This is a genomic window from Alcaligenes sp. NLF5-7, assembly GCF_024266725.1.
Taxonomy (GTDB): domain Bacteria; phylum Pseudomonadota; class Gammaproteobacteria; order Burkholderiales; family Burkholderiaceae_B; genus Alcaligenes; species Alcaligenes phenolicus.
This window is the reverse complement of the sequence record NZ_CP100755.1, coordinates 4,153,545-4,179,411: the sequence shown is the minus strand read 5'-3', so window position 1 is coordinate 4,179,411 and position 25,867 is coordinate 4,153,545. Positions and strand designations below refer to the sequence as shown.

At 55.5% G+C, this 25,867-nt stretch carries 26 protein-coding genes and 1 riboswitch; of the genes, 9 read left to right on the top strand and 17 right to left on the bottom strand.

What is annotated here, in order from left to right; all coding sequences use genetic code 11:
• Positions 1-63: 63 nt before the first annotated feature.
• The 6 genes from MID00_RS19330 to MID00_RS19305 form a co-directional block, all read right to left on the bottom strand.
• On the bottom strand, positions 64-1,422 hold the full coding sequence (locus MID00_RS19330) for a HAMP domain-containing sensor histidine kinase (protein ID WP_254499362.1): 1,359 nt from the start codon (positions 1,420-1,422) through the stop codon (positions 64-66).
• Positions 1,415-2,134 (bottom strand): response regulator transcription factor, encoded by a 720-nt coding sequence (locus MID00_RS19325; protein WP_035268013.1) that lies wholly within the window; start codon positions 2,132-2,134, stop codon positions 1,415-1,417. The genes MID00_RS19330 and MID00_RS19325 overlap by 8 nt, the downstream gene beginning before the upstream one ends.
• Positions 2,135-2,448: 314 nt before the next feature.
• Complete coding sequence (gene thiD, locus MID00_RS19320; RefSeq protein WP_254499361.1) at positions 2,449-3,285, bottom strand: bifunctional hydroxymethylpyrimidine kinase/phosphomethylpyrimidine kinase; 837 nt, start codon at positions 3,283-3,285, stop codon at positions 2,449-2,451.
• Positions 3,282-3,755: an NUDIX hydrolase gene (locus MID00_RS19315; protein WP_009454635.1), complete on the bottom strand. Its 474-nt coding sequence runs from the start codon at positions 3,753-3,755 to the stop codon at positions 3,282-3,284. Before MID00_RS19315 ends, thiD begins: the two co-directional genes overlap by 4 nt.
• A gap of 44 nt (positions 3,756-3,799) precedes the next feature.
• A riboswitch (TPP riboswitch) is annotated at positions 3,800-3,918 on the bottom strand.
• 45 nt (positions 3,919-3,963) lie between these two features.
• Positions 3,964-4,353, bottom strand: coding sequence for a tautomerase family protein (locus MID00_RS19310; protein ID WP_083053701.1), 390 nt, complete (start codon positions 4,351-4,353; stop codon positions 3,964-3,966).
• Positions 4,354-4,359: 6 nt separating this feature from the next.
• Positions 4,360-4,737 (bottom strand): hypothetical protein, encoded by a 378-nt coding sequence (locus MID00_RS19305; RefSeq protein ID WP_254499360.1) that lies wholly within the window; start codon positions 4,735-4,737, stop codon positions 4,360-4,362.
• A 592-nt stretch (positions 4,738-5,329) separates the two neighbouring features.
• Here MID00_RS19305 and MID00_RS19300 point away from each other — a divergent pair.
• Both MID00_RS19300 and MID00_RS19295 read left to right on the top strand, forming a co-directional pair.
• Positions 5,330-5,875, top strand: coding sequence for a cytochrome b (locus MID00_RS19300; protein WP_254499359.1), 546 nt, complete (start codon positions 5,330-5,332; stop codon positions 5,873-5,875).
• 3 nt (positions 5,876-5,878) lie between these two features.
• Positions 5,879-6,811, top strand: coding sequence for a nitronate monooxygenase family protein (locus MID00_RS19295; RefSeq protein WP_254499358.1), 933 nt, complete (start codon positions 5,879-5,881; stop codon positions 6,809-6,811).
• Between the two features lie 57 nt (positions 6,812-6,868).
• On the opposite strand, the gene MID00_RS19290 is transcribed toward MID00_RS19295, so the two are convergent.
• Together MID00_RS19290 and MID00_RS19285 are read right to left on the bottom strand one after the other, a co-directional pair.
• Positions 6,869-7,792, bottom strand: a complete 924-nt coding sequence (locus tag MID00_RS19290) for a LysR family transcriptional regulator (protein WP_254499357.1) — start codon at positions 7,790-7,792, stop codon at positions 6,869-6,871.
• A gap of 82 nt (positions 7,793-7,874) precedes the next feature.
• Positions 7,875-8,663: a helix-turn-helix transcriptional regulator gene (locus MID00_RS19285; RefSeq protein ID WP_035267993.1), complete on the bottom strand. Its 789-nt coding sequence runs from the start codon at positions 8,661-8,663 to the stop codon at positions 7,875-7,877.
• Positions 8,664-8,756: 93 nt separating this feature from the next.
• Here MID00_RS19285 and MID00_RS19280 point away from each other — a divergent pair, with 93 nt between their 5' ends.
• Together MID00_RS19280 and MID00_RS19275 are read left to right on the top strand one after the other, a co-directional pair.
• A complete protein-coding gene (locus MID00_RS19280) occupies positions 8,757-9,011 on the top strand; it encodes a hypothetical protein (protein ID WP_009454626.1) in 255 nt (84 codons plus the stop codon).
• Positions 9,012-9,167: 156 nt separating this feature from the next.
• Entirely contained in the window at positions 9,168-9,554 is a 387-nt protein-coding gene (locus MID00_RS19275; RefSeq protein ID WP_031232143.1) for a hypothetical protein, read from the top strand.
• A gap of 88 nt (positions 9,555-9,642) precedes the next feature.
• Here MID00_RS19275 and MID00_RS19270 read toward each other — a convergent pair whose 3' ends face one another.
• The 9 genes from MID00_RS19270 to MID00_RS19230 form a co-directional block, all read right to left on the bottom strand.
• Positions 9,643-11,265: a CopD family protein gene (locus tag MID00_RS19270; protein ID WP_254499356.1), complete on the bottom strand. Its 1,623-nt coding sequence runs from the start codon at positions 11,263-11,265 to the stop codon at positions 9,643-9,645.
• Between the two features lie 47 nt (positions 11,266-11,312).
• Positions 11,313-11,849: a YcnI family protein gene (locus tag MID00_RS19265; RefSeq protein ID WP_254499355.1), complete on the bottom strand. Its 537-nt coding sequence runs from the start codon at positions 11,847-11,849 to the stop codon at positions 11,313-11,315.
• A 51-nt stretch (positions 11,850-11,900) separates the two neighbouring features.
• Positions 11,901-12,215, bottom strand: coding sequence for a DUF2946 family protein (locus MID00_RS19260; protein WP_137430945.1), 315 nt, complete (start codon positions 12,213-12,215; stop codon positions 11,901-11,903).
• Between the two features lie 320 nt (positions 12,216-12,535).
• Complete coding sequence (locus MID00_RS19255; protein ID WP_254499354.1) at positions 12,536-13,156, bottom strand: glutathione S-transferase family protein; 621 nt, start codon at positions 13,154-13,156, stop codon at positions 12,536-12,538.
• A 21-nt stretch (positions 13,157-13,177) separates the two neighbouring features.
• Positions 13,178-13,780, bottom strand: coding sequence for an ATP-dependent Clp protease proteolytic subunit (locus MID00_RS19250; RefSeq protein WP_009454612.1), 603 nt, complete (start codon positions 13,778-13,780; stop codon positions 13,178-13,180).
• Positions 13,781-14,234: 454 nt separating this feature from the next.
• A complete protein-coding gene (locus MID00_RS19245) occupies positions 14,235-15,680 on the bottom strand; it encodes a surface lipoprotein assembly modifier (RefSeq protein WP_254499353.1) in 1,446 nt (481 codons plus the stop codon).
• A 157-nt stretch (positions 15,681-15,837) separates the two neighbouring features.
• Complete coding sequence (locus MID00_RS19240; protein WP_250757100.1) at positions 15,838-16,716, bottom strand: Slam-dependent surface lipoprotein; 879 nt, start codon at positions 16,714-16,716, stop codon at positions 15,838-15,840.
• Between the two features lie 64 nt (positions 16,717-16,780).
• Positions 16,781-19,966, bottom strand: a complete 3,186-nt coding sequence (locus MID00_RS19235) for a TonB-dependent receptor (RefSeq protein ID WP_254499352.1) — start codon at positions 19,964-19,966, stop codon at positions 16,781-16,783.
• A gap of 316 nt (positions 19,967-20,282) precedes the next feature.
• The gene (locus MID00_RS19230; protein WP_021446683.1) at positions 20,283-21,260 is read right to left on the bottom strand and encodes an AraC family transcriptional regulator; all 978 of its coding nucleotides are present in this window, start codon (positions 21,258-21,260) and stop codon (positions 20,283-20,285) included.
• Positions 21,261-21,435: 175 nt separating this feature from the next.
• Here MID00_RS19230 and MID00_RS19225 point away from each other — a divergent pair, with 175 nt between their 5' ends.
• The 5 genes from MID00_RS19225 to MID00_RS19205 all read left to right on the top strand — a co-directional run bounded on the left by MID00_RS19225 (position 21,436) and on the right by MID00_RS19205 (position 25,818).
• Entirely contained in the window at positions 21,436-22,470 is a 1,035-nt protein-coding gene (locus MID00_RS19225) for a class I SAM-dependent methyltransferase (protein WP_203144804.1), read from the top strand.
• Positions 22,471-22,475: 5 nt separating this feature from the next.
• Positions 22,476-23,711 (top strand): MFS transporter, encoded by a 1,236-nt coding sequence (locus tag MID00_RS19220; protein WP_254499351.1) that lies wholly within the window; start codon positions 22,476-22,478, stop codon positions 23,709-23,711.
• 160 nt (positions 23,712-23,871) lie between these two features.
• Positions 23,872-25,044 carry a molybdopterin-synthase adenylyltransferase MoeB gene (gene moeB / locus MID00_RS19215; protein WP_009454603.1) on the top strand — a complete coding sequence of 391 codons (1,173 nt, stop codon included), beginning with the start codon at positions 23,872-23,874 and terminating at the stop codon, positions 25,042-25,044.
• A gap of 19 nt (positions 25,045-25,063) precedes the next feature.
• Positions 25,064-25,471, top strand: coding sequence for a Mov34/MPN/PAD-1 family protein (locus MID00_RS19210; protein ID WP_009454601.1), 408 nt, complete (start codon positions 25,064-25,066; stop codon positions 25,469-25,471).
• Between the two features lie 74 nt (positions 25,472-25,545).
• Positions 25,546-25,818: a MoaD/ThiS family protein gene (locus MID00_RS19205; protein ID WP_088452694.1), complete on the top strand. Its 273-nt coding sequence runs from the start codon at positions 25,546-25,548 to the stop codon at positions 25,816-25,818.
• The last annotated feature ends 49 nt before the right edge of the window (positions 25,819-25,867 follow it).

Sequence of the window (25,867 nt, the reverse complement as noted above, 5' to 3'; positions counted from 1 at the left end):
AGGAGAGGGCTTAGGGTGACAGTTTCATTACCTTTTGGTCATGTTTGAATGTCTTGGTAAGGCTTAAACAGGCAGCACAATGGTGACTTTCAAGCCGAATACTCCTTTGGAGAAAATCAGCTCGCCCCGGTGCAATTCAATAATGGCGGCAACGCTGGTTAATCCCAATCCAAATCCTTCACTATCATTATTGAATCTATAAAAATACTTGCCTACGTTTTCATATTCGCTTTCTGGTAATCCCGGGCCATCATCTTCCACAATGATGGAGATTTTATTGTCAAAGCGTTTTTTAATTTCAACGCTGGCATGGGAATGGGCGTATTTAACAGCGTTATCCACCAGATTGGCTAAAGCACTGGCTAATAAATTGCTGTCGCCATTAATAATGACTCTGTCGATTTTCTTTTTCTGCAGCGTGACGCCCTTTTCTTCAGCGAAAAAGCTGTACAAGTCCAGAACGTCTTCGGCAATCACTTCCAGATTGCAGGCCTTGAAGTTCTGTCTTTGCACACCGGCATTCAGCTCGGCAATTTGTAGCAGCTTGCCCAGCAGCACGCTCAGGTTCTCTACTTCTTCAATCGCGTCTTGTTGTGCCTCCCGGACATGGGGCGGGACACCTGGCAGGTTCTGGGTTTCACGCAGCTTGCCAACGATGCGGGTGAGCGGGGTGCGGATATTGTGGGCCACGGTATCGGAGATATGCCGTGCGCCTTGCATCAGGCTCTCGATCTTGTCCAGCATGCGGTTGATGTCGTGGTGGATCAGGCCAAAAACGTCCTCGCTCTCGGAGGTGATGCGCTTGGAAATGTCGCCCGCGCCTACCTGTTCCGTCAGCAGGCGGATGCGGCCCACGCGGTATTTCAGCTCATTGCTAAAGACATAGGCGCCCAGAATTACTAGCATCAAGGCCAGGATCATGGAGGTGACAATGATGCGGCTAAGCATGGCGCGCAGCTCGATCAAGGTGCCCAGCTCGTGGCCGACCACCAGGGTTTCTCCGCCGGACAGTTTGGTGACGCGGACATTGCCTTCGGATAGCGCGTCGATATGCTTGATCTGCACTTCCACCACTTGTCGTTCTGGCAGGTTGTTCAGGCCGGGGATCTCGCTGATATTGCCCACCAGGGTGTGATTGAATTCGTCCAGCAGCAGATAGATTTCCTGGCCCGAATCAATCCGGTCCGAGAGGGTTAGCTCGATCATGCGCAGGATCTCTTCGCGCCCGCCGACTTCGTAGGCAATGCTAAGACGCTGTACGGCGACGTTGATTTGCCGCAGGTGCTCGTCGCGCAAGGCTCCAAACACCTGAACGTAGAAAAAACCGATTAAAAAGAGCGTGGTGAAGATGGCCAGGATGCTGTAGTTCAAGGTCAGCCGGAAGGAGGTGGACTCCCACAGGCGTTTGATGAAATCAATCATCGCAGCGCTTTAGCTTGAAACCGTCGATGCTGTCCTTGTCGCTAAGTACATAGCCACGGCCACGCACGGTATGGATCAGGGGCGTGGCGCCTTCCTTGTCCACCTTGCGCCGCAAACGACTGACCAGCACATCAATCACATTGGATTGGGGGTCGAAGTTATAGCCCCAGACCACTTCCAGCAGCATGGTGCGGGTAACGATCTTGTGGCTGTTCATCAGCAGGTAGGACAGCAGCTTGATTTCACGAGGTTGCAGCTCCAGCACCTCGTCGCCACGGGAGATTTTCTGGTTGCGGATATTCATGACCAGATCATCCACCTGCAGATTCTTGATTTCTGCATTGTCACTGCTGCGGCGTATCAGGGCATGCAGGCGGGCGGCCAATTCCTGAAAGGAAAAGGGCTTGATTAAATAATCATCGCCACCGGCTTTCAAACCATCAACTTTGTCGTCTACGCCGGATAAGGCACTTAATACCAGTACAGGGACTTTTTTACCTAAAGATCGCAAAGTAAAAAGAATGGACAGGCCATCGACATTATTGGGTAGCATGCGATCCAGGATAATCACATCCCATACGTCTTTCATGGCATTTTCCAAACCGGAAACGCCATCATGACTGGTCACCACCGAATAGCCCAGCTCGGATAAGCCATTCACTAAATACCGGGCATTTTCCCGGTCGTCTTCAATCAGTAAGCAATTCCACATTTGGCTTCTCGGAGATTTATGAAGTGGCAGACTCATCCATTCCAGAAATGGATTGATCAAAAAGGCTGATCCCGACTATGAGGCGAACATGACAAAACGGTAATGTTTGATGTCAGGAAATATAAATATTGATTCATCCTGTTAATACTGTCATGTGCTCTGAATTATAGGAGTAATTAGTCAGCACATTATTCTAATAAAAGTCTCAGGGCTGTCGGGCTGGAAATCCGGAAATGCGCCGGAAATTGTCTGGGATGTTTGTCCATTGGCTAAAAAATGCGGGTGGCGCTATGAGGCCCAATACAAGGTGGGCTCTATTCCTGGATTGGGGAGGTCGCCTTACTCTCTGCAGGTGACCACAAAGCATGGAAGTGATGGACCGGACCTTGCCCCAAGCCAATCCGCAATTGGTCAGCCGCGGCCAAAGCGCCATTCAAGTATTCCTTGGCCAAGCCTACCGCGGTCGGTACGCTGCGGCCCGGTAACAGAGCAGCAATGGCGGAGGACAGCGAACAGCCCGTGCCATGCGTGTTGCGTGTCGGAATGCGTGGCGACTGAAAAACATGGCTTTGCCCTTGGCCTTGCAGCAAATCCACACTGTCCGGGCCGTCCAGATGGCCGCCCTTTAACAGCACCCACGCAGGGCCCAGCAAGCACAGTTCGCTTAAGGTGCTGTGCATCTCTTGCAGTGAGGCGGGTTCCGGTTTGTGCAGCAGATCGCCCGCTTCGGGCAAGTTGGGGGTAAGCAGGGTACACATGGGCAGCAGCCTGTCGCGCACGACGGACACGGCTTCGGGGCTGAGCAAACGATCCCCGCTTTTAGCGACCATGACCGGGTCCAGCACAATCGGGCAGTCCAGACCGTGATGGTGCAGGCGGTCTGCAATTGCTTCCGCAATCCCTGCATTGGCGATCATGCCGATCTTGATGGCATCCACGCGCACATCCTCAAACACCGCATCCAACTGGTCCGCCACAAAGTCCGGCTCCAGCGCCACAAAACACCGCACACCCTGGGTGTTTTGCGCGACCACGGCGGTAATCACGCTCATGCCATAAGCGCCCAAGGCATACATGGCTTTCAGATCAGCCTGAATACCGGCACCGCTGGTCGGGTCCGTGCCCGCAATACTCAAGACATTGGGAATCATGCTTGGCCTGCTTGATCTTGAGTGGTAGCCAATGCCAGTGCCCGACGGGCAACTCGTACTACATCAAAGCTGTGTGCCACATCCAGACTGTCCAGTTCCGCATTGCTGAACCAGCGCGCGTCCAGAGCGTCATCGCCTGCTTGCGGCTCACCTTGCTGCCAGCGAAACAGCACGGCAATCAGAATGAAATGCGAATAGGCCAAAGGTCTGGCGCTGGGTTCGCGGTCAAATACATCCAGCGCATCAAAGAGCTGCATGGCCTGGCCTTGTACGCCGGTTTCTTCGGTCAGTTCCCGATGGGCCGCCGCCATGATGGTTTCGCCCGCGCGAATCTTGCCACCCGGAAAGGCCCAGCGTCCTGCATCGGGGCGATTGGCGCGGCGTATCAGCAAAATCCGGTCTTGATGGATGACGGCAGCCAGGGTGGCGGCAACCGGGCCGATGGGGGAGGGAGAGTGGTCAGAAGACAAGATAGCAACTCCTAGTCAAGGATAGCCATCCGGCAGCAAGCGGCGAGCAGGTACAGACCCGTCCCTTCGCCGGCATGACCCGGATCAGGTTCAACGGGTCACTGCGGTGCAATCTGCTCGGGCAGTTTCTCAGCCTGCTCGCCAGGCTCCCCTCGGTGAAAAGACCGTTTCTGTAAAAACGGTCTGGGCGAGTATACCTGTCTTTAGCCTATAACTCCCCCGTCAAAAACTGCGCCCGCCCACGCCCGAAGGACCAGTCTGCATCGCTGTTCTCGACCAGAGCAATGATCAGATCATTGGGCGAGACGCCACAGTTCTGCTCCAGCCGCTCTGCCAGTAAACGGTAGAACTGAATTTTTTGATTCTCGCTGCGGGGGCGGGACACGATGTGCAGCAGTACCACCTTGTCGCTACGCGGATAGCCCAGGCCGGTGTCTTCCAGTATCAGCTCGCCGGGACGATGCTGGGTCACGCACTGGTAGCGGTCGCTGGCGGGAACATCAAAGGCTTGCACCATGGCTTGATGCGCGGTGTCCAGCAGCAGGCGCAGCTCTTTGTCGTTGCGGCCTTGAATCAGATCAAATTTCAGTAGTGGCATGATGGTTCATTCTTGATTGGGGCTGCGGTCTGCAAGGCCGCCGGAAGTGATAGCCATATCGTCGTAAATCAGACGTTCGGCTTCGATTAGCAAATTCGATAACTGTTGATAGGCGGCGACCCATCCATCTATGAGCTCGTTGCTTGTCATCCTCGCGATCAGCTCTTCGCGTATGGCTTGCAGCTGGCAAGTGCCCATCATTGGGTCATGCTCGGGCTGGGCCTGTAGAGCGAGGTGATTGTTGGCGATCTGGCTGGCCAAGGGGCTCATCGGTGGGGAGTCGCGCAGTATCAATTCATAAAAATAGGTGGTCAGGGCTTTGTTGCCGCTTGCCAGCAGCGGGGCAGCGGTCTTGATGATGTCGCGTTGAGCGTCCGTCACCATAAGATTCAAAAGCCGGGCAAGACGTGGCTTTTTTTACAGTGTTCAAGATAGGCAGCTGGGCGAGTCATGGTTTCTGTCTCCTGGTTTGAGGGCGGGATAGCAGGGCTATCGATAGGGAAGATAGAAGACTGAATGAATCAAGTAAAATGATGAATAATGATTTTATGAATCACTAATAATGATCAAAAAGAGATTCATGTAGGCGAGGCCTGGATGAGCCTGCGGTTTCTTGCGAACTACCAGCGGATGTTACTTGTTGCCCTTGGATGGTTTGATGATGAAGGTTGCACGCCTGCCGCCTGGCGTTCTGAGAAGAACTTTCTGTTTATAAATCACTAAAAAAGATTTTATTAATCAGTATTCATCATTTTACTTGATTGGTTGCTGCGCTTATCGTCAGGGCTTCTAAACGACGGTTCTTGGCACCGCCAAGGCTCTGAGGCCACTGTGACACAGGCCCAGGCCTGCAGGCGACAAGGTGACTGCCGACACTGGCCGCTTGTACCTGTTGGGCAGGTGGCTCACGACGTATCACTCTCGGTATTGCACTGTAGAGGACTTGCCCCCCGGTGAGCTTTTCAAGGAGCTAATCATGCAATTGCGCGACAACGGACTCAGGTTCTCGCCCATCACTATTGTGCTGCACTGGCTTGTAGCGGCCTTGCTGTTTTCCATTCTGGGCTTGGGGGTGGCCCTGGCCCAAAGCCCCGGTGAGGTGCGGCTGGTGCAGCTGCAAAATCTGCTGGGGACGCTGCTGTTCCTGATTTCCATCTACCGTTTCTGGGCGCGGGTGACTTCTTTTCATCCCTTGCCGGTGGGCTCGCCCAACCCGGTGGAAGTAATAGTGGCCCGTTCCGTGGCGACAGCCCTGGCCTTGGCGATGGTGCTGCTGCCCGTCGCCGTCTGGCTATCCCGTGCGGCGGCTGGCGTGGCGGTGGAGTTGCCCGGTGGCCTGGCGTTACCGACCGTGATCAGCCCGAATGAGCAGGTCAAAGCCGTGGTTGATGTGCTGTTCAATATTGGCGCCACAGCCTTTTTGGCAGGGCTGGCCTTGCACCTTTTCGGGGCATTCAAGAATCATTTTGTACTGAAGAATCTGGCCTTGCGTCGCATCTTGGGCAAACAGGTGGAGTTGTAAATCATGAGCGAAGCAAATCGAGACTTTGCGGGCAATGTCATTACGGATATGTGCGGAGTGCAGTACCCGATTTTTCTGGCGGGCATGGCTGCGATTTCCGGGCCGCAATTGGTGGCGGCGGTAGCGAACGCGGGTGGGATGGGTGTGCTGGGTGGCTTGCGTCTGGCTCCCTTGATGCTGCGTAAGTGGCTGCGGGAAACCAGGGCACTGACGGACCAGCCTTTCGGGGTGAATGTGGTGCCGCAGTTTGGTGGCCCGGAGGTGTTCGAGGCCCAGTTTCAAGTGATCTTGCAGGAGCGGCCTCGCATCCTGTCGCTGTTCTATGCCGAGGACTATTCCGCCGACATGATTCCCCGCGCCAAAGACGCCGGCATGATTGTGATGGTGCAAACCGGCACGGTGGCTCTGGCTCGTAAAGCGATTGCGCATGGGGCCGACATTATCGTCGCCCAAGGCGGTGAGGCTGGTGGCCATCTGAATCGCGGCACCATTGGCCTGATGTCTTTACTACCCGCGATTCTGGACTGTGCGCAAGGTCGTCCCGTACTGGCGGCAGGCGGGATTACGACCCGCCAGGATGTCAGGGCGGCCATGAGCCTGGGGGCTTCCGGCGTATTGGTGGGCACGGCCTTTCTGGCCAGCGAGGAGTCCAACGCGCATCCGCTCTACAAGCAAAAGATTCTGGAAGCCAGCACGGATGATACGGAATATCGCACTGGCTATTCCTTTGGCTGGACTTATGGCACACCGCATCGCGTGATTCCCAACCGTGACAAGTGGAATGTGCTGCGTCTGGTCGGGGGTGGTGCGCGGGCAATTGATAAGGACAGAATGGCCAGGAAACTGTCTTTGTATGCCGGTCAGGGCGTGGGCAAGATCCACAGCATTGTGCCTGCGGCAGAGCGGGTCGAGGAGCTGGCCTTGGGCTTGTACTGACGCTTTACTGCGGCATAGCCTGTGCGGAGCGGCTGGACAGACCCACAGGCTGACCGGTCAACTCAACAGTGCGGCTTCGCCTTGATCCAGTTTGGGTAATTGGGCGAACTGCGCTTGAGCCAGGGCCACAAAGCTGCGCAGGGCCGAGCCAGGATTCGCGTCGGCACGACGGATAAACACGGTTTTTACCCGCGCAAGGTCAGGCGGCAGTTCGTGGCATTGCACGGGCAGGCGCAAGCTGCTGTTCTGGGCGACCGCTTTGGGCAGCAGGGTAATGCCCATGCCCGAGGCTACGCAGGACAGAATGCCGTCCAGTGTGCCCATTTCCATGATCTGGTTGGGCACCAGCCCAGCCTGATAAAACCAGTGTTCCAGTGTAGAGCGGTAAAAGCAGCCAGTTCTAAAGACCAGTACGGTTTGTTGGGGAATTTTTTCAATCAGGGCAGGCAGGGATTCCACCGCCTTGCTGCTGACCAGCACCAGTTCTTCTTCAAACACTTCTTCTTGAGTCAGGGCGGCGTTTTGATGAAAGCCACCGACAAACGCACCATCGAGCTGGTGGGTCTCAATGGCCTTGATCAGCTCGGCCGTGGTGCCGGTTTGCAAGGACAACTGAACCTGGGGATAGCGTTCGCGGTATTGGGTCAAAACCTGGGGCAGACGGATGGCGGCCGTGGTCTCCATGGAGCCCAGACGCAGCAGACCGCTGGGAGTGCCGGTGTCTTGCAGGGCGGCACGGCTTTCTTCGGTCAGTTGCAAGATACGGCGGGCGTAGGCCAGAAAGGTATGGCCAGCCGGAGTCAGCACCACACCACTTTTCTGGCGTATGAACAATGGCTGTTCCAGTTCGGCCTCCAGTTCTTTGATGCGCATGGTGACGTTCGATTGCACGGTGTGCACCTTCTGGGCAGCGGCAGTAAAGCTGCCATGCTCGGCAACCGCACAAAAAATCTGTAATTGACGCATTTCCATCTCGGTCATTCCATTTCTGAAAGTGATGTGTGGATTTCTAATCAATCACTTTATGGCATTCTTGATGAGTCGTAAAGCGCTTTGGGGGGGCTTACAGTTGATTGCGGTAGTTCGCCGGGGTGTGACCAAAGCTGCGTCTGAACAGGCTGATAAAGGCACTGGGGCTGGAATACCCCAGATCATAGGCAATGGTGGCGACAGGGGCACCGGCTGCCAGCATTTCCAGGGAGCGCATCAGGCGGGCGCGTTGACGCCAGGCGGTGAAGTTAAAGCCGGTTTCTGTCACGAAACGGCGGCTTAAAGTGCGCAGGCTGACCGCCGCCCAGTCGGCCCAATGTTCCATGCCCTGATTGTTGCTGGGGTCGGCAATCAGGGCGCGGGCAATGCGTTGTAAACGCGGGTCCTGGGGGAGCGGGAGCCCAAAAGGTTCGATGGGCAGACTGCGGATTTCATCCAGGATGACGGAGGCAATATGAGCCTGGGCTTGGGGCAAGGGCGCGGCGGGAATCAAATCCCAGGAGCAGGCGCGCAGCACGGCTTCACGCAGCAGGCCGGAAGTGCGCAAGGTGCAGGCCTGGGAAGGCAGATCGGCGCAGGCTGCTTCGTCTATATAGACGCTCCAGCCATGAAAAGGGCCATGCGATTGGCCCGAGTGCAGGACGTGCGGCGGCAGCCAGACGGCATGGATGGCGGGTACTACCCAAACGGCGTCCTCCACTCCAACGGACAGCAGGCCGCGCAGGGAGCCGAACAACTGCCCGCGAGCGTGTTGATGGGGGCGCGAGGACAGCTCCGAGTCATGGTTGCCGGTGACGGCGAACAGGACGGGGTGCTCGGGAAAGTTCAGAAAATCATGCAAACCAATCTTGCGTTCAGGCATGGCGTAATTTTGTTATCTATTGACCGATATAGTGTACAGCTGCCAAAACCTTTCTGCTTACACTGAAAACCTTGATGAATAAAGGAGTGACACATGCAAGCCCATGACATTCTTCCCGATCACGCCAGTGAAGTTCAGATTGATGGCACCACCATTCGCAAAGGCACGGTAGGCGCGTTTCTGGCTAATGCTGCCGCCTTGCGTCAGCCTGATGTCAGCGACGCTCAACGCCAGCGCGCCTTGAACGATATTGTGGCGGCCTTGCCGGCTCTGAAAGCACTAGGCTTGTTTGATGCCTTGGAGATTCGAGATCCCCAACTGCGAGATTTTGTGGAGTCCAGACTGTGATGAGAGGTGAAGGCGCAACGGTTCGACCGTATTTGTTGCGCGATACCGCTTGGCTGTATTTACCTAGCGGCTTGATGCATGCTTTCGGAAGCCCTCCGCATCTGGGCGTGCGCCGCTTCGATGTTGGCTGTCTTTACTGATGGCAAGGAGCCGCTTATGCAAGTTGATGACACGCAGTTTCCATTGGTGTTTCTAAGAGAACACAGCTCGCAGCAAACGCCGCAACAGGCGCAGGATCAATTGGAGGCCTTGTTGAATCGGGGCCAACGCTTTGTCTTGCTGACTGACAGGTTGGGCGGTGGGGACCATGCCCATGAGGAAAGCCACGAGGATCGCAAGCAACGCGCCTTGTTCTTCAAGCAGAACAAGCAGCGCTTGAAGGATTTGTGCGCTGGCATGGTGGTGATCAGCAAAGGGCGGGCCATTCCTGCCGCCGCACGCCTGGCACAGCAGACCTTGGGCCGGGTGCTGGGCCTGCAATTCAGCTTTGTAGTTGATGAAGGCGAAGCCAGGCTTGAGGCCAGTCGTTTACTGGCCCGTTAAATTGCGGGCGGCATGGCTGCCAGAAAGAGGGTATCCGATCAAAAGAGGGACCACAGGCCGTGTGACGCGGCCTGTTTTTGTGTGCGCTTTAGTTGGCTTGCAAATCCAGCGTGCTATCCAGGTGTATGCGTTCAAAATCTGAAATCAGCACCTGAATACGAATATTCCAGCTGGCCAGATGCGGTAGCTCGACATTACTCACTTCCCATTGATCCTGCCGCGTGAGTTCCGCCGGAAAGGTAATGGACTCCACCCCGGCTTGCGGGTTGCTGAAAATCACCTCCACTTCTTGAGCCTTCAGGGGACTGAAATCCGGCTCGTATAAAGCGACGGTCAGAATGGCCGGGTGCTGGGTGGTGGCCGGGATGTATAACAGATCCGCCATGCCGGCTTCGGTATGGATATGACTGGAAACGCTGGGTGGGACTAGCTGGGCCAAGGCGCGTGGAGGCGGGGTGAAGCGCCACAAAGCGGCTACGGCCAAGATCAGCACCGCCAGCACATATTCCAGATGCACTATACGTCGCAGAGCCTGTCGGGCATCGCTACGCTTCTGCAAGACGGCTTGAGTCAGACGATAACGGTTGTAGGCTCCCAAGCCCAGCAAGAGCAGGACCAGAATCAGCTTCGCACTGAGCACTTGTCCATATCGGCTTTCCCATAGCGATGCGGGCTGATCGAATTGCACGTAGATCAACGCGGCTCCGCTCAGGACCAGAACCAGCAGGATGGCGGGAATCCAGCGCGAGAACAGCGTCAGCAAGCGGGATTCTTGAGCATGCTGAAGTGCATAAACCAAAGGCAGGAAGGAACCAATCCACAGTGTCAGCGCCACGACATGCAGCCAGACACTGGGCCGAGATAGCCAGACGGGATCTGCTGTGCTGGCATGTCCGCTGGACGCCAGGGAAGCTCCCAGAAGAATCAGCGCCAAAGCAGCCAGCCATTTCTTACTAGTGGCGTTTCTTGCATTCCAGGAAAGGGCGGCACAGGCTAGGGCGACCCAGCCCAGCGGCACGGCCAAGCCCATCGAGGTGGATGCCGCCGTTTTCCAGGCCGATGTGCTGAACAGGGCGGACAGCGGCAAATCCAGCGCATCGACACCGACCAGGCCCAGGTTCAGCAATAAGGCGACGGCACCTAAAGCCAGCATTCGCGGTGCGATATGACTTTGCGGGTTTGATGCGTTGTTTGATGCTGGACCCAGAGCGCGGTAGACCACCCAAGCTATCCCTGTAAACAGGCCCACATAGCCCAGAAGTCGGGCCAGCCAGATCAGTCCATTTCTGAGGGGATTGCTGTGGGTGCTGTCCACCAGATTTGAGCTGAGCGCCCCAATGGAAAATGTCAGTGTTCCGCCTACGGGATGGCCGTCAGCAGAAATAACCCGCCAGCTCAGCCCATACGTGCCTTCGGTTTCCATGGTCGGCAAGGCCAGTTCCAGTCGCTGGTCTTGTGTCAGAACGTCCTCCAGCTCCTTGGAGGAACCGTCGGGACGAATCAACTTCATCAGCAGGGGCGATACGGACTCATTGAAGCTCAGGCTGGCTGTACTGGGAGCCTGGGCCAGCACCGTGCCGCTATCGGGGTTGCTGGCGACCAGGGAGGCATGGGCATACAGCACCGGCGCCCAGGCCAGCAACAGCAAGGCAAGCAGTAACACGAGCAGTGGGTGGCAAGCTGCCTGCCTACGCAGGGTATGCGTTTGCATAAGATCTCCTTCAGGCTGATGCCCAAAGGCATCAGCCGCCTGGGTGTTTAAGGCTTGGGCAAAAGTTGCAACGCAGGAGCGGGGGCGTCGGAATGGTCTGCCGCTTCCTTAGTACCAGGCGCTGCCTGATCAATCCAGCGCTCCACGCCTTGTTCGCATTCCTGAACAACCGGGAAGTAGAGCGTGCTATTGGGCTTGAGTTCATCGGCCAGGTAGCTGATGAACACGAACTCGTCATAGTGCTCATCCAGCAAGGGGCCGCCAGCCCACACCACTTCCTGAACGCCGGAGCGGACTTTGGCACCCCAACGCGTGTAGGCCTGCTTGTAGTCACCTTTTACTGTTTCCAGGGTCCAGCCTGCTTTGGGCTGTGGCTTTACACCGACCACACCTTCAGGAATACGGACACGGATTTTGGTGGTGGCAGAGCCTTTGCAACCATGCGGCACGGACAGAACCGCCTTGTAGCTGCTGCCCACCGGGGCTTGCTTGGTTTGCAGGGAAACGTGTGCCACAGCGGAAGACGCGAACAGCACGACAGCCATGCCCAGAGTGGCACGGAAAGACGTAGAAGAAATCGACATTGAAAACCTCGGCTAGATAAAAAAGAGAAACCGTCAAAGGACGGGAACACATCAAGCGAGGAATAAAGGCGGGGCGCGTGAACCTAAAGGAGGGCCTTGTGCCGGCAGCGGTGGCAGGGTTTGGTTGCTCTGGGCTAACAAAACCGGCCGGTACCTAATCAGGCTGATCAGAACAGGCGCATCCAGGGTCGGCAACAAGGCGGGGGAGGCCGCGATACCAAAGGGGCAGTCCTGTTGATTGTGATGCGTATCGGAATCCGCCTGGCCATCCTGGCCGACCAGATCAATCCAGAGCGTATTGGCAGCATTGCCAGCCGTACAGAAGGTAATGGCAAAGCCATTGTCTTGTCCTGAGCGGGTAGGCATGTAGCCTGCCGGGACGATGGCGCGACAGACGTAGGCCAGCAGAGCCAGGCAAAACAGAAGTTGCCAAACTCGGATTTCGCGGGAAACGAAACGGGGACCCAGGGCGCGCATGCGGAAAAGTATATTACAAAACCGACGGCCGACAGATGAGGTATTTCCCAGTTATCTGGCGCCAAATTTTAAGTAGATTTGGATTTGGAGTTTGCTGGTTTTCCGTTGCCGTTTTGGTAAAAAGGCGTCAAGCATCCCGCTGTTCAGCCAGGCATAAAAAAAGCCGCGAACACAGCGGGCGGCTTTGGTCAGGCAAGGCAACGCAGTGCTTAGGGAAAACCGGCACATTGCTTTATAAAGGCAGGCCGCGCGGCCAGACGGTGGTAGTAGTCTTCGACTGCCTTGAGTACCGGGCGATCAAACGGCGTATTCAGCCAGCGGTGAATGGACAGGCCCAGAATGATATCGGCCAGGGTGAATTTCGTTCCGGCAGCATAGGCCTGGGTCTGTGCCAAGTGTTTTTCCAAAATCCCCATTGCTTGGGTCCAGGCTGCCAAGGATGCCTGAACCTGTGCGGCGTCCTGATGTTTGGGCGATTGACGCACCAAACTCCAGAACGCATATGTCCAGGTCGGGTTCAGCTCGGAGGCCTGCCAGTCCAGCCACTGATCCACCTTGGCTCTTTGCCAGGCATCTTGCGGATATAAGGCCGTCGGTGCCTGGCGGTTGGCCAGATAACGCACAATGGTATGGGATTCCCACAGCACACGTTCCCCATCCAGCAGGACGGGGATTTTTGCGTTGGGGTTCAGCGCACGGAATTCGTCCGTGTTGACGTCCTTGAAGCCTATGCCCCAATCCTGCCGCTCAAATTCCAGATTCAACTCCGCGCAGGTCCACATGACTTTGCGCACATTGATGGAGGATTCTCTGCCAAGAATAGTCAGCATGATGGGGCCCTCAAATGGTCATTACTTGCTGGCAGGCAGCAGTTCGTCACGGCGTTCGATAATGCGTGAGATCAGGCCATATTCAATGGCTTCCTCGGCACTCATCCATTTGTCGCGCTCGATATCGTCACGCACACGCTCGATAGGCTGGCCGGTTTCACGGGCAATTACCTGGGCGATACGTTCACGCGCTTTCATGATTTCCTGGGCTTGAATGGCCATATCGCTGGCCTGACCACCGGCGCCACCGCTGGGTTGGTGAATCAGAAAACGGGTTTGAGGCAGGCACACACGACGCTCGCGGGCGGCACCCAGGAACAGGTGGGTAGCAGCACTGCCCACCCAGCCGGTACCCACCATGGTGACGGGCGAGGAAATGAAGCGCACCACATCATGGATGGCGTCGCCGGACTCCAGGTGACCACCGGGCGAGGACACGATCATGGTGATAGGGGCGGTGGATTCGGCATCCAGCGCCAGCAGCTTGCGCACGGTTTCCGAGGCGAGCTTATCCGTGATGGTGCCAAAGACCAGCACAGTACGGGCGCGGAAGGCTTTTTCTTCCAGAAAGGCGCTGTCTTGAGGGCTGGTATCAGAGCGAGTTTCTTTTTCTTGGCCAAGCATGGGGAAAGACTCCAAGGGATAAGTATTCTGTCTGCTAAGGAAAATCGATTGCTCGACTATATCCCGGCTGATGGTCAACCGGGCTTTCACTTGGCAATTTTTGTGGTTTTTTTTGTCTGCGCTGGGGGCGCAATAGGTCGCAACGCAAGCAGACAAGGCAAATGCAGGGCGGTCTGCCCCGCAAGTTCATATAGTCTCATGCTTGTTAAGTGTTTGATCCAGGGAATAAGACCTTATCGTCCTGTCTCCTAGAGCAGCATCACGGGAAGGGCTGATCTACACGCTGCCGCTGGGCCTTGAGACCTGCCACAGAACCTCGATACCTCATTGAAAACGCTTCTTTCAACAGTGGCACGACGCTCCCTGTCACTAAAAAAGATACCTGTCGCTTCAGGAGCCTGATGCTAAAAGGGGACGGCACCCGATCAGTTGCCAAGGTCGAAGGAGTCCCTGCTTAAAAACGCTTTTCCAGTTTCAGCGCGACTTCGGTTTGCTTGTATTTGAAAGCCCAGTCGATATTGCTGTTGTTGAAGGTGTGCTTCACATACAAATTGGGTGTAATGCCTTTGAACGCAAAGCGTGGCATGCCCACGTTCAGGATATAAATCTGTTGCCGGTCCTTGCGCAGCCCACCCAGGAACAAGTCCTCGGCATCGTGACGGGTCTGCCGGTACAGGGCCGTGGCGTTGATATTGAAACCCGCATCAAAGGCCCTGTAAATTCCCAGGTTTGCCATATAGCTGCGGCTTTGCGCGGTTTGCTGAGACTGCAGATTACGGGTGTAATTCAGGCCCCCGTAGACCACGGTTTTGGCATCAATCAGATACGAGCCGTACAAGCCTATCTGGTTCTCTTTGACTTCTTCAAAGTACTGCCGTAAATCGCCTTTGTAGGACAGGCTCTTGTGCTGGGCATTCACGCCTACTTGCAGCCTGTCGCTAAGATTGTGCTTCCAGTCCACGCGCCCGCCCCAGGACTGATAGCTGGTGCGACGGTTGGTGTAATTGTTCTCGAACAAGGGCGTAATCGACAGATCGTTTTTAGCGTCCTGATAGTTGTAGCCCGCGTAAATAATGCTGGTGTTGTCGCTGTAATAAATGTCCTTGGGCTCGGCTTCCTTATGCTTGTCGTAAAGATTGCCGTAGCTCAGGCCGCGCAGTAGTAGGTTGTGGTTGCCGCTTAGCTGGAAACGCCGGTTCAAGGTCAGGTCGTAGACCATGGCGGTGGATTTGACCGGGTCCGGCATCTTGCGCACTGACGGAAAGCACCCAAAGAAATAGCAGGTAAAGAAGGTGTCTTGCTGGCCGTTTTCTTTGTTGATATTGCTGTTGTAGCCCAAGCCAATCGAGGCGGAACCGTGCCAGGCATTGCGGTCCTGCAAGGCACCCTGGAAGCCTTCAATTACGGGCCGTACTTCATCAGGAATACCGGCAGAGGAAATCTGGCTGAACAGTTCTTTCGCTTCGCTGGATTGATAGTCCTCGAACAGTACGCGGGCCAGCTCCAGCTTGGCGCGCATCATAGTGGGATCGCTTTCCTGAGCCTGGCGCAGCTTGCTGATCGCCAGGCTGTGATTGTCCTTGCTACGGGCCACCATACCTTGAGCCATCAGCACCAAAGCAGGGTTGTGGCCGGGCAGCTCCTGATATTTTTCTACAAACTGATCCACCTTGGCCCACTGCTGCAGATTGATGGCGACATAAATGGCCGGTTCCAGATCAGTCAGCGTGGCATCGACGCTATAGGTTGTGCCGTTGATGGTGATCAGAGCTGATGGGGCCACATCAGGCGGGGTTTCTTCCACTAAATGGGAGCGTTCGCGTTCGTTCAGATTGCGGTCGATTTGATTCAGAAGTCGGCGCGTATCGTCGTCGTTGGCTAGCACCGCGCTGGATGCCATGACCAGCAGCAGGCACAAAAGGGGAAGGGCTCGCCCATGCATGAATGAAAACCTTGCAAGAAAAAGGGGAGATGGACGCAGGGTCCGGAGAGAAAGGGGATCGAGCTTGTCGATCCCCTTTTTCTTATGGCAACACTAGCGTGTTGTCAGAGGCGGATTACTGCTTGGCACCGCCGAAGGCCATGTCATTGGCACCGTTGGCTGGGTTGTAGTAAATCCCGGCCAAGGCGTCAGCGGCTGCGCCGTAGAATTGGCCCTCAATTTTGGCTGTACTACCGCTAAAGTTTTTAGCGAAAGAGCCATCGGAAGCAATGGTTGTGCCATTAAACAAAACAGTGCCAACCAGACCAGCCAGAGTACCTGTACCACCACCGTAGTTGGCGGTCAGGGTGCCTTTGGAGATACCAGCCTGGGTGCCGGGGTTGTATTGGTTGACACCTACAACGTCGTACTTGGCATTGACCAGGTTAGGCATGGCTGTAGTTGGGTTTTCGCCGGTGTAGAACACAGTGCGGTCAGCATGGCTCAGGTTCAGATCCGTGCTGCTTGCTGGAGGTGTACCGGCTATGCGGGGAGCCCACTCACCAAAATACACTTCTTGGCCGGAAACCTTGGCAACTACTTCGCCACCGAAGTGGGGGTAGCCCGGCAGAGGATTGTTCAGTTGGCGATAGGCGTAAATTTGAGTGCCTGCTCCTACACCGCTGGTGATGGTATGGCGCCATGTTTCAGCAATGTTTGTTCCCAAGGGCATTTGAATATATCCATTGCCATCAGCACCACCCAGCACTTGATTCGTTTGCCAAAGAGGACCGCTTTTGAAGCTCACCACACCCGATTGTTTGGTGGCGTCATAAGGGTCAGTACCTGGCATGGAGATACCAGCTTCGCCCTGAGCCATCATTGTGGACGGCTTATCCGCCACTACGAATGCTTTCGAGGAACCACCAGCTACGGGGGCAGCGAAGCTGCTGGCGGAGGCCAGCAGGAAAGCCGAAACAATAGCCAGTTTTTGTACATTCAGACTTGCTTTCATTACGAACTCCATTAAGTGAAGAAAAAGGGCGTTTTTACGAAAACGACCAAAAAAACCGATTTACTTAAAAACGTGCTGTCATACCGACGCGCACCGTTCGTCCGGGGGCCGGCATAGAAGTGCGGGCCATGGGGTCCAGGTAGTACTGATTAGTTAGATTGCTGATTGCCACGTCCACATTCAGGTTTTTCTGTACCTGATAGCTGGCGTAGGCATCGAAGACCAAAATGGGGTTCCAGTAGTTCGTTCTGTTAAATGCCCAGCCAAGGCCACCAAAATGCCCTTCATCTTTGTTTTTTGCGGCGCTGTGATACACCGCACGTGCTCCGAGCAGTAGTTTCTTTTCCAGCAAGCGTGCACCGACATCCAGGTTCAGGGAGTACTGCGGTTGCAGACTGGTTCTGGCAAAGGTGCGAGGGAAGCCGCCATCAACGCAGGCAGGAATGTTGTCGCTTCCTGCGGCTCCGGGGATGGGCATAAACGTCTGGGCGTAGTCGGCATCGCATAGCTGCTGCTTTAAGCGGTAGGTTCCGCCAAAGTTGGCAAAGTATTTGCCGCTGTCTACGCGAGCTTGCAGTTCAATACCTGACATTTTCTTCTCGGCAAACTGCACGGTATTGAAGTCCCAGTCACGGTCTATATAGTCTTTGATCCGGTTATTGAAGTAGTTGATCTTGAGGTCTGCATAGTCCAGGCTTGGGAAGTAGCTGCTCAGATTGTGGACATAGCCGATTTCCCAGTTGTAGGCGTGTTCAGGACGAGTAGCTGCCCCGGTCGAGCGCTTGCTGCCACCAGCCAAGGCCATGGAGGACTCGAACAGGCTTGGAAAACGTACAAATTCGTTGTAACGGGCATAAAGACGAATATCGTCTGTAATGAAGGCTGTCAGCCCGATGTGAGGAACCCAAGCATGGTCTTTTTGTTTTTTAGGTTCTTCCCATTTATTGGGTATTTCAGATTCGTCTTGGTAAACAGGTTTGCGATTGCTTACCGAGGCAATGTATTTGTCTACTGTGCCCTTTTGCCCCTGCGCATCGGTGACTTGCTCTGTTGAGTCAATTTCGCCATTGGTAAAGGGGTTATTGGCAGTAAAACCTTTGTGACTTTCGCCAGAGGGAACAAAAACCGTTTCTTTGGTATAGCGATAGCCGTTAATTTTTCCTTTATGAAATGAATCGCCTAGCATTTCTTCAAATGATTTTTTGCTTGTATGCCCGAAAACGGCCTCCAGCATGCTCGGATCTAAATCGGAAATGAACTGCCAGTCTTCTTCATATTGCTTGTACAGCGGGAGTTCTCTTTCAATGATTTGGCCTTCGTAATCCGCAACTTCCTGGTTGCTCATTAAGCGCTGAACCTGGTAGTTATAGCCTTTCAGGGCAGGCTGAATAGCCCAGTCCTTATGTTGCTGGCTACGCATCTCGGCCAGCTTGTCGTCGTACGACCAGTAGTCGCTATAGCGTGCACCAGCATTCACCTGAAGCCAGTCCACAGGCCGCCAGTCGAAGTTAAAACCAAAATTCCATTGCTGCCGGGTGCCTGATCGAGGCCCCATGTGGTTCACACCCCAGGTCAGTTCGTTCAGATTCTCGAGCTTCTCCGAAGCGTCATGCTGCTTGAGCTTTTCTCGTGTGAAATCAGCCGATAAGCTTAGATCCAGAGTTGGGTGTAAAGTCATGGCGTTGCTAAGGTTCAGCCCACTACGCCTATGGTCGGTAATTTGCAAAGCTCTGGGGATGATGTTGAACCGCCCATCTGTATTGGGCAGCTTTTCTGGGGCGGTAGGAGGTACCCAAGCGCATTCAGAGCCGTTTGTGCCCAGGACATGGCAATTTGTGTAGTTGTCCCAGTCACCATCGCGTCCGTTGTTCAAGCCCTGGCCTTGGATCCCGTAAATGATGTCGCCATTCTGATGACGCTCACTATCGCTTTGGGTAATCCAGGCTCCGGCCTTCAAGTTGATGAAACGACTGCCTTCGGGATTCCAGGAGTAGTTCAGGTTCCAGGTGTCTTGTTTGACCTTGCTATACGGGTTTTCGGTTTGGAGGATATTTTTTTCACCATAGCCATCCAGGGCATGGATTGCCCAGACCACGTTCCATGGCACGTTTTCGCCAAAGGTATGGTTGCTGCGCATGTAGCTCATATCAATGGCTTGATCGTGAGGTAGGCGCAACGTGCCTTTCAGCAGCGTGGTTTCCAGTTCGCTGGATGTGTTCAGAACTTCCTCACCAGGACGGTAGTACTTGGCGATGTAGCTCACTCTGGGGAAGGAGTACGACGGGTTGTAGTCGCTATTTGCGTCCTCTTGCCAGGTGTCGTTCTCGTACTTGTCACTACCTTTCTTACCGCTGTAATAGTTGCCGCGACTGCGGTAGCTGTATGCGGCTAGCAGATCAAAATTTTCTTGTTGTGTGGCGATGGCCAGGCGGTAGGAGTGGTCTTCAAAATTGAAGTTCTTGCCGCTATTCCCGACTTTCGGCATACGGTCTGGAGAAATGTGGTCAGGTAGAACAACGCCGTTGCTGCCTCCTCTATCAAAGACCGCCCCTGGAATATCGCGATAGTCCTTTCCGAAAATCCCAAAAGCCCGCTCATTCGGCTTGGTTGAGTTCGTCGCCGTCTCCGCCTTCAGCTCGATCCCGAAGGTCTCGCCCGGTTTGACAATATCTTCAACCTGCAGCGTGCGGATCTGCACCGATCCGCCAATCCCGCTGGCTCCCGACGTTGCCGACACGCCTTTTTCCACCAGAATGCTGCTGATCATATTGGGATCAACATAGTTGCGGTTGGCCACCCCGGCCGGTCCTAGCCAGACTGATGTTGCCTGTTCCGTGCCGTCAATCGTCAGGGGAATACGGCCTTCACCCTGGATACCGCGAATGTTCGGGTCCAGTGCGCCACTATTGCGCGAATCCCCCGCATACACCCCGTTCAGGCCCTTGAACAAATCCCCCACGGAGCTGCCCTTGTACAGCTCGATTTCTTCCTTGCCCGCGTACACATTGGAGACGTCTTTCTCGAAGACATCGGCCTTGCCGGCCTCATCGCGGGTTTCACGTACGACGGTAATGGTGTCCAGGCGAGTGGCTCTGTCCGTATCGTCCTGGCGCTCGTCCTGACGGGAGAAGGGTGGGGCGCTGCCCACGCTCTGGGCTTGTGTCTGCCCGGCCCAGGAGGCCAGAATCAAGGCATACACCAGCGGCTTGAGCGCGTGTTTTTTTGTGTAGGGTGAAAGGGTAGCGGACATAAAACGAACCAGGGCTCCGTGCGAAAAATAACAATCTGTCGTGGGGAAATACTTCCCGTTTGTTGGCCAGGCTCACCACTTGTCTCAAAAGGTGAGGAAAGGCACGGGGATATTATTCACATTAATGAGAATAATTATCACTTAGATTGATATGCAGGACGGAGCAATTCCTATGCAGGACCGGAAATCCGCGGCAACTGCAGGAATTTGTCAAAGCAGGAGGGGAACTTTTCAGGGAGAGGGCCGCAGGGGGCGGCCTGAAAGAAGGGTGGGCCTCTATGAATGCAGAGGCCGAAAACAGCGGAAATACAAAGGTTTAGGCGCGCTTGTTGCCAAAAATGGATTTGGGTGAGCGGCCAAAGTAGCGCGTAAAGGCGACGGAAAAATTATTGGGGTATTTGTAGCCGACTTGCCAGGCGGCCTGGGCCACTTGTTGGCCGGACTCCAGCAAGGTATAGGCTTTGCGCATACGCAGTTCAAGCAGCAGGCCGATAGGCGTATTGTCGTACAGATAGCGAAAACCTTCTTTAAGTTTGTGCTCGTTAATGCCTACCGTCGTGGCCAGATACTCCACCGTGATTTGCTGGTCCAGTTGCGAGCTGAGCAAATCGCGTGCTCGCTCGACCCGTTGAATATCATCCACCGACAGCGGGGCGCTGTTGGGGGCGTCGGGTGGGGCCAGGCGGTTGAACTGCTCGGCCAGCAAGCTGAGTGCATGGATTTGCAGATTCAGCCTGTGGTGATGAATGGGCTGCTCCGGGGTGCACGGCTGCATATAGCGTGCCAGTGCCGCCGCATGGGCCATGGTGGCCTGGCTGCTGGCATGAAAGGACAGACGGTGCAGTCCCACGCAATCCATCAACTGGGTGGCGCGTTCCGGGCCCACGTATTTGTTCAAGGCCGCCTCGCTGATGACCAGCCGTAATTGCGATACGGATTGGTCCTCTTGATAGTGGCGTTCCCCCCGCAGGGATCGAAAAGCCGTCACCGTGGTATGGCCTGCCTTGAACAGCAGATCTGAGCTCTCCCGACCCTGATAGGCCGACTGTCCTTGCAGACCCACGGTTACCACAATGACACGGCCCGCATGGGGGCCGTTGCTTTCTTCAACCAGCGATCGGCTGGGGTGATAGTGCAAACGGCCCAACAAAAAACCTTGTTCCAGTTCCACGCATTCGGAATAGCAGTGGCCCAGTTCTTCGGGTAGTTGCAGCCGGACTCGGCCATCGCTCAGAGCGCGGCATGACCTGGGTTCATCCGTGGTTAAGCGATAGCCAAATTTGCGCGTGTTCATCATTTCTCCTGCTAAAAGCGCCTCGCATATGAATTGCTCCGTTCAGCATAGATCTTAATGCAAATAATTCTCATTAAATATATATCATTTCTAGCTGTGATGGCAGAGGGAAGGGCCATTGTGGAATTCACGGAGGTAAAAAACAGTGCTGGATCGATCGCTAGGAGAAGTCGTTTTGTCGGAGCAATTGCTGGAGTCGCATGCTCTGCAAGCCTGTTGGGACGCGCAATTGGCGGGTTTAAGTGCAGATGCCTTGAACCTGGCTTTGGGGTATGGCGTGTTTGCGCATCTGGATAAGTTTATCGCTGCGGAGGAACTTGCGCTTGTGCTCAAGTGGGACGCCGACAACACTGCCTACCTGCTGGAGTTGCTGTGGAGTCTGGAGCTGCTGGAGTGTCAGTGGACCTGTCCGCGACGCTATCGCAGCCTGCCGCAAACGGCGCGTTATCTGAATCCGGGTTCGGCGCAATATTGTGGCGATGCCTTGCTGTTTCGGCATGGCGTCTTGCGTCAGGTGGGCAATCAGCTCGATGAGCTGCTGCGTAATGGCAAATCGCCTCCAGCGGATCCGGCATTGATTCAGCAAGGCTGGGCAGCGGCGGCACGTTCACAAATTGCCCAGGAACAAACGGCGGTGACGGCCGAGGTGGCCTGTGAAATTTTTGGAGCCGTGCCGGAGTTCTGGCAGGCGCAACGTTTGCTGGATTTGGGCGGTGGGCCAGGACTGGTAGCCATCGCCTTGGCGCAACAGCAGCAGGACTTGAATGCCGTGGTGTTCGAGTACGAAGCGGCGGCGGTTGTCGCCCAGCAAAAAATTCTTGGTGCCGGTCTGGAAGCGCGTGTCAGCACCTTGGCTGGTGATCTGCTGGTGGACGATTTCGGGGCGGATTATGACCTGATCTGGTGCTCTTCCGTGCTGCATTTTGTACCGGATATTCCTGCTTTGCTGGCCCGTCTGTATCGCGCGCTGCGCCCCGGTGGGGTGCTGGTGTGCTGTCACGCCGAAGTGCATACCGAGGTCAGCAAGGCCAAACGGATTTTGCATTACTACCTGCATATGCGCATGCAAGGCCGCCATGTGCTGCCGGAAGGGCAGTTGGCCCAGTTGCTGGAACAAGCCGGATTTGATGATGTTCAGCAGTTTGATGAGGTGCGCTTTCCGGTTGCGCCCGTCACTGCATTGATTGCGCGCAAGGCGTGCAAAGGGTGATGAGAATGAAGACGTGGAAAGCATGGGGGGCGCAACTGCTGTTTGGCTGGATGAATCTGGTGCTGGCCGTCCCCAGTATTTACCTGATGCTGGGTATGCCCCTGGTGATGCGACAGCATGGCTGGTCCGGCACCGAGATAGGCTTGTTCCAGCTGGCGGCCTTGCCCGCCATTTTCAAGCTGGTGCTGGCCATGCCGGTACAGCGTGTCCGCCTGGGTGGCGGACATTTTGTGCATTGGCTGTGGTTGATGGCGGTTTTGTTGCTGGCTTTGTATGTAGGCATAGGCCGCGAGAATCTGATTGATCAGCGGACCCTGCTGTTTGCCCTGACCTTTGCCATCAGCATTGTGGCGACCTGGATGGACATCCCCTTGAATGCCTTGGCGGTGCAATACCTGCCGCGTGACGAGCAGTTGCGTGCAGGCAGTATTCGTTCTGCCGCCTTGTTTCTGGGCGCGATCGTCGGGGCGGGGGTGATGGTGCTGGTGCAGGCCCGTTGGGGTTGGCAGGCACCGTTTGCCTTGATGGGCCTGGGGCTGGTGATGGGTTGTTTGCCCTTTGTCTTTTTGCGTTCCAAAGCCGGTTTGCAAGCGGCTGAGACCGAGCAGGCACCACCCGGTTTTGTTGCCGATTGGGTCAGCTTCTTCGGGCAGGAAGGGGCCCGGCAGTGGACCAGCCTGCTACTGACCAGCTTCCCCTTTATTGGCGCTGTCTGGTTCTACTTGAAACCCTTGATGCTGGACCAGGGCATGCCTTTGGAAGAGGTGGCCTGGACGGTCGGGATTGCCGGTGGCATTACCGGTGCCGTGTTCAGCCTGATTGGCGGACGTTTGGCGTCATTTCTGGGTGCCGCGCGTGCCATTCCGATTTATCTGCTGGCGGCCTTGCTGTCTCTGATTCTGTTGATGGTTTCCGTCTGGGCCAAGCTGGGGCCGGTGTGGCTGATCAGCAGCGCCCTGTTGATTGCGGCCAGCATGGGGGCTGTGTCGGCATTGCTTTTTGGGCTGACCATGTTCTTTACCCGTAGACAGCGCAATGCATCGGACTACGGTTTGCAGTCGACCATCTTCACCTTGGCCCGTATGGCCGTTCCCATTGTCGCCGGCATCGTGCTGGACCGTTTCGGTCAGGTTGTCATGCTGGGCGTGCTCACCTTGGGTGTTCTGTTCGCCTTTGTACTGGCTTGGCGCGTTCGCCACAGCGTCGGTGCCAGCACCGAAGTTTTGCTGCGTAGCCAGTAAGTCAGGGTCTGAAAACGCCAGCGTGTGCAGGTTGCGCTGGCGTTCATCGTTTTTGCTCCGTTTCGCATAGAAATTAGAACCCAAAGGCTATTGTGTCATTTTCAGTCATATTTGAGAATAAGTCTTGTTCGTATTCATATGTATTTAACCAGGAGTCATTATGACCTTGCCCCCATTAGTTGAGCCCGGTGAGCCTTTAAGCCGCGAAGAGGTTAACCGTTATAGCCGTCACCTCTTGATTCCCAATGTGGGCATGGAAGGCCAGCGCCGCATCAAAAATGCCAAAGTGCTGGTTATCGGAGCAGGGGGCTTGGGTTCGCCCACCTTGCTGTACTTGGCCGCAGCCGGGGTGGGCACACTGGGCATCATCGACTTTGACCGGGTGGATGAGTCCAATCTGCAGCGCCAGATCATTCACACCGTAGACAGCATTGACGAGCTGAAAGTGGAAAGCGCCAAGCGTGCGATTCACAAGCTGAACCCCCATATCAAGGTAGAAACGTATACCGACAGATTGGAACCGGACATGGCGGTCGAGCTGTTCTCGCGCTACGACCTGATTCTGGACGGCACCGACAACTTTGCGACCCGCTATCTGGTCAATGATGCGTGCATGCTGGCCGATAAACCCTATGTCTGGGGTTCGATCTTCCGCTTTGAAGGCCAGGTCTCGGTGTTTTGGGAAAACGCGCCCGGTGGCATAGGTTTGAACTACCGCGACCTGTACCCCGAGCCCCCACCGCCCGAGCTGGCTCCGTCTTGCGCGCAGGGCGGTGTGTTTGGTGTCTTGTGCGCCTCGATTGCCTCCATCATGTCCACCGAAGCCATCAAGCTGATTACCGGCATTGGCGATCCTTTGATCGGCCGCCTGATCGCTTATGACGCACTGGATATGTGCTACCGCGAACTGCCCATCCGCCGCCTGCCCAATCGCAAGCCCGTGACCGAGCTGGGCGATTACCAAACTTTCTGCGGCCTGAATCCACCGGCTGATGCCATGGCCATCCCCGTGCCTGTCATGACTGTGCTGGAGCTGAAAGAGCTGCTGGACCAAGAGCAGGCCCCTGTCCTGGTGGACGTGCGCGATCCCAATGAATGGGAAATCGTGAATATTCCTGGCGCGATTCTGATGCCCAAATCGCCCACCGTCGCCGCCGAGATTCTGGCTGCCTTTGGTCCGAATGCGGATCTGGTGATTTCGTGCCGCTCCGGTGCGCGTTCCAGGACCGTGTGCGAAGAGCTGATCAAGTTGAAGGCCCCCAAGGTGCGCAATCTGGAAGGCGGCGTGCTGGCTTGGGTGGAGCAGGTCGCTCCCGAATTGGCGTCTTACTAAGTTCGGGAGGAAGCACATTATGGCCTTGCAGATTCGTCGTTCTGCTCTGGAGCAAGTTCTGAATCATGCCAAGCAGGATCACCCCATCGAGGCATGCGGACTGATCGCCGCCAAGGAGGGTTCACTGGTGGCCGAGCGTGTGCTGCCCATGCAAAACCGGGCGGCCTCGGAGGTGTTTTATCAGTTCGATTCGCGTGAGCAATTTCAGGTCTACCGCCGTCTGGATGAGGACGATCAGGAGTGTTGCGTGATCTATCACTCTCATACCGCCAGCCAGGCTTTTCCCAGCAAGGATGACATCGATTTTGCGGGCCATCCCGAACTGCATTACTTGATTGTGTCCACCTGGGATCAGGCCACCGTGCCGGTTCGATCCTTCCGGATTATCGACGGCGGTGTGACCGAAGAAACCATCGTGATTGTCTAGGGAACAGCGTCGCTCCCCCAAGGGGGGCGTGCGTCCCGGCTGTTGGAAACCACTATTTCAAAGGAGTTTTAAGCATGTCCATTTCAGTCTCTATCCCGACCTTGCTACGTCCACTGACGAACGGCGAGAAGAAAGTCCAGGCCCAGGGCGCTTCGGTAGGCGAAGTGATCGAGCATCTTGAAGGTCAGTTTCCCGGCATCAAGGCGCGCCTGATGAGCGGCGAAGACCTGCACCGTTTCGTGAATATTTACGTGAACGAAGAGGACATCCGTTTCAGTGATGGCCTGAAAACCGCCATTCGTGCTGGCGACAGCCTGACCGTACTGCCTGCCGTAGCAGGGGGCTAAGACCATCTGGTCTGGATTTTCATGGTGCAAGTGCTGGTTTCTGCAATCA

Coding starts and splice junctions, on each gene's coding strand:
- MID00_RS19220 (WP_254499351.1), top strand. CDS start 22,476: ATGAAGACGTGGAAAGCATGGGGGGCGCAACTGCTGTTTGGCTGGATG.
- MID00_RS19285 (WP_035267993.1), bottom strand. CDS start 8,663: ATGCCTGAACGCAAGATTGGTTTGCATGATTTTCTGAACTTTCCCGAG.
- MID00_RS19310 (WP_083053701.1), bottom strand. CDS start 4,353: ATGCCACTACTGAAATTTGATCTGATTCAAGGCCGCAACGACAAAGAG.
- MID00_RS19230 (WP_021446683.1), bottom strand. CDS start 21,260: ATGAACACGCGCAAATTTGGCTATCGCTTAACCACGGATGAACCCAGG.
- MID00_RS19235 (WP_254499352.1), bottom strand. CDS start 19,966: ATGTCCGCTACCCTTTCACCCTACACAAAAAAACACGCGCTCAAGCCG.
- MID00_RS19325 (WP_035268013.1), bottom strand. CDS start 2,134: ATGTGGAATTGCTTACTGATTGAAGACGACCGGGAAAATGCCCGGTAT.
- MID00_RS19210 (WP_009454601.1), top strand. CDS start 25,064: ATGGCCTTGCAGATTCGTCGTTCTGCTCTGGAGCAAGTTCTGAATCAT.
- MID00_RS19280 (WP_009454626.1), top strand. CDS start 8,757: ATGCAAGCCCATGACATTCTTCCCGATCACGCCAGTGAAGTTCAGATT.
- MID00_RS19295 (WP_254499358.1), top strand. CDS start 5,879: ATGAGCGAAGCAAATCGAGACTTTGCGGGCAATGTCATTACGGATATG.
- MID00_RS19270 (WP_254499356.1), bottom strand. CDS start 11,265: ATGCAAACGCATACCCTGCGTAGGCAGGCAGCTTGCCACCCACTGCTC.
- MID00_RS19290 (WP_254499357.1), bottom strand. CDS start 7,792: ATGACCGAGATGGAAATGCGTCAATTACAGATTTTTTGTGCGGTTGCC.
- MID00_RS19305 (WP_254499360.1), bottom strand. CDS start 4,737: ATGGTGACGGACGCTCAACGCGACATCATCAAGACCGCTGCCCCGCTG.
- moeB (WP_009454603.1), top strand. CDS start 23,872: ATGACCTTGCCCCCATTAGTTGAGCCCGGTGAGCCTTTAAGCCGCGAA.
- MID00_RS19300 (WP_254499359.1), top strand. CDS start 5,330: ATGCAATTGCGCGACAACGGACTCAGGTTCTCGCCCATCACTATTGTG.
- MID00_RS19330 (WP_254499362.1), bottom strand. CDS start 1,422: ATGATTGATTTCATCAAACGCCTGTGGGAGTCCACCTCCTTCCGGCTG.
- MID00_RS19245 (WP_254499353.1), bottom strand. CDS start 15,680: ATGGCATCCAGCGCGGTGCTAGCCAACGACGACGATACGCGCCGACTT.
- MID00_RS19265 (WP_254499355.1), bottom strand. CDS start 11,849: ATGTCGATTTCTTCTACGTCTTTCCGTGCCACTCTGGGCATGGCTGTC.
- MID00_RS19205 (WP_088452694.1), top strand. CDS start 25,546: ATGTCCATTTCAGTCTCTATCCCGACCTTGCTACGTCCACTGACGAAC.
- MID00_RS19260 (WP_137430945.1), bottom strand. CDS start 12,215: ATGCCTACCCGCTCAGGACAAGACAATGGCTTTGCCATTACCTTCTGT.
- MID00_RS19250 (WP_009454612.1), bottom strand. CDS start 13,780: ATGCTTGGCCAAGAAAAAGAAACTCGCTCTGATACCAGCCCTCAAGAC.
- MID00_RS19275 (WP_031232143.1), top strand. CDS start 9,168: ATGCAAGTTGATGACACGCAGTTTCCATTGGTGTTTCTAAGAGAACAC.
- thiD (WP_254499361.1), bottom strand. CDS start 3,285: ATGATTCCCAATGTCTTGAGTATTGCGGGCACGGACCCGACCAGCGGT.
- MID00_RS19240 (WP_250757100.1), bottom strand. CDS start 16,716: ATGAAAGCAAGTCTGAATGTACAAAAACTGGCTATTGTTTCGGCTTTC.
- MID00_RS19255 (WP_254499354.1), bottom strand. CDS start 13,156: ATGCTGACTATTCTTGGCAGAGAATCCTCCATCAATGTGCGCAAAGTC.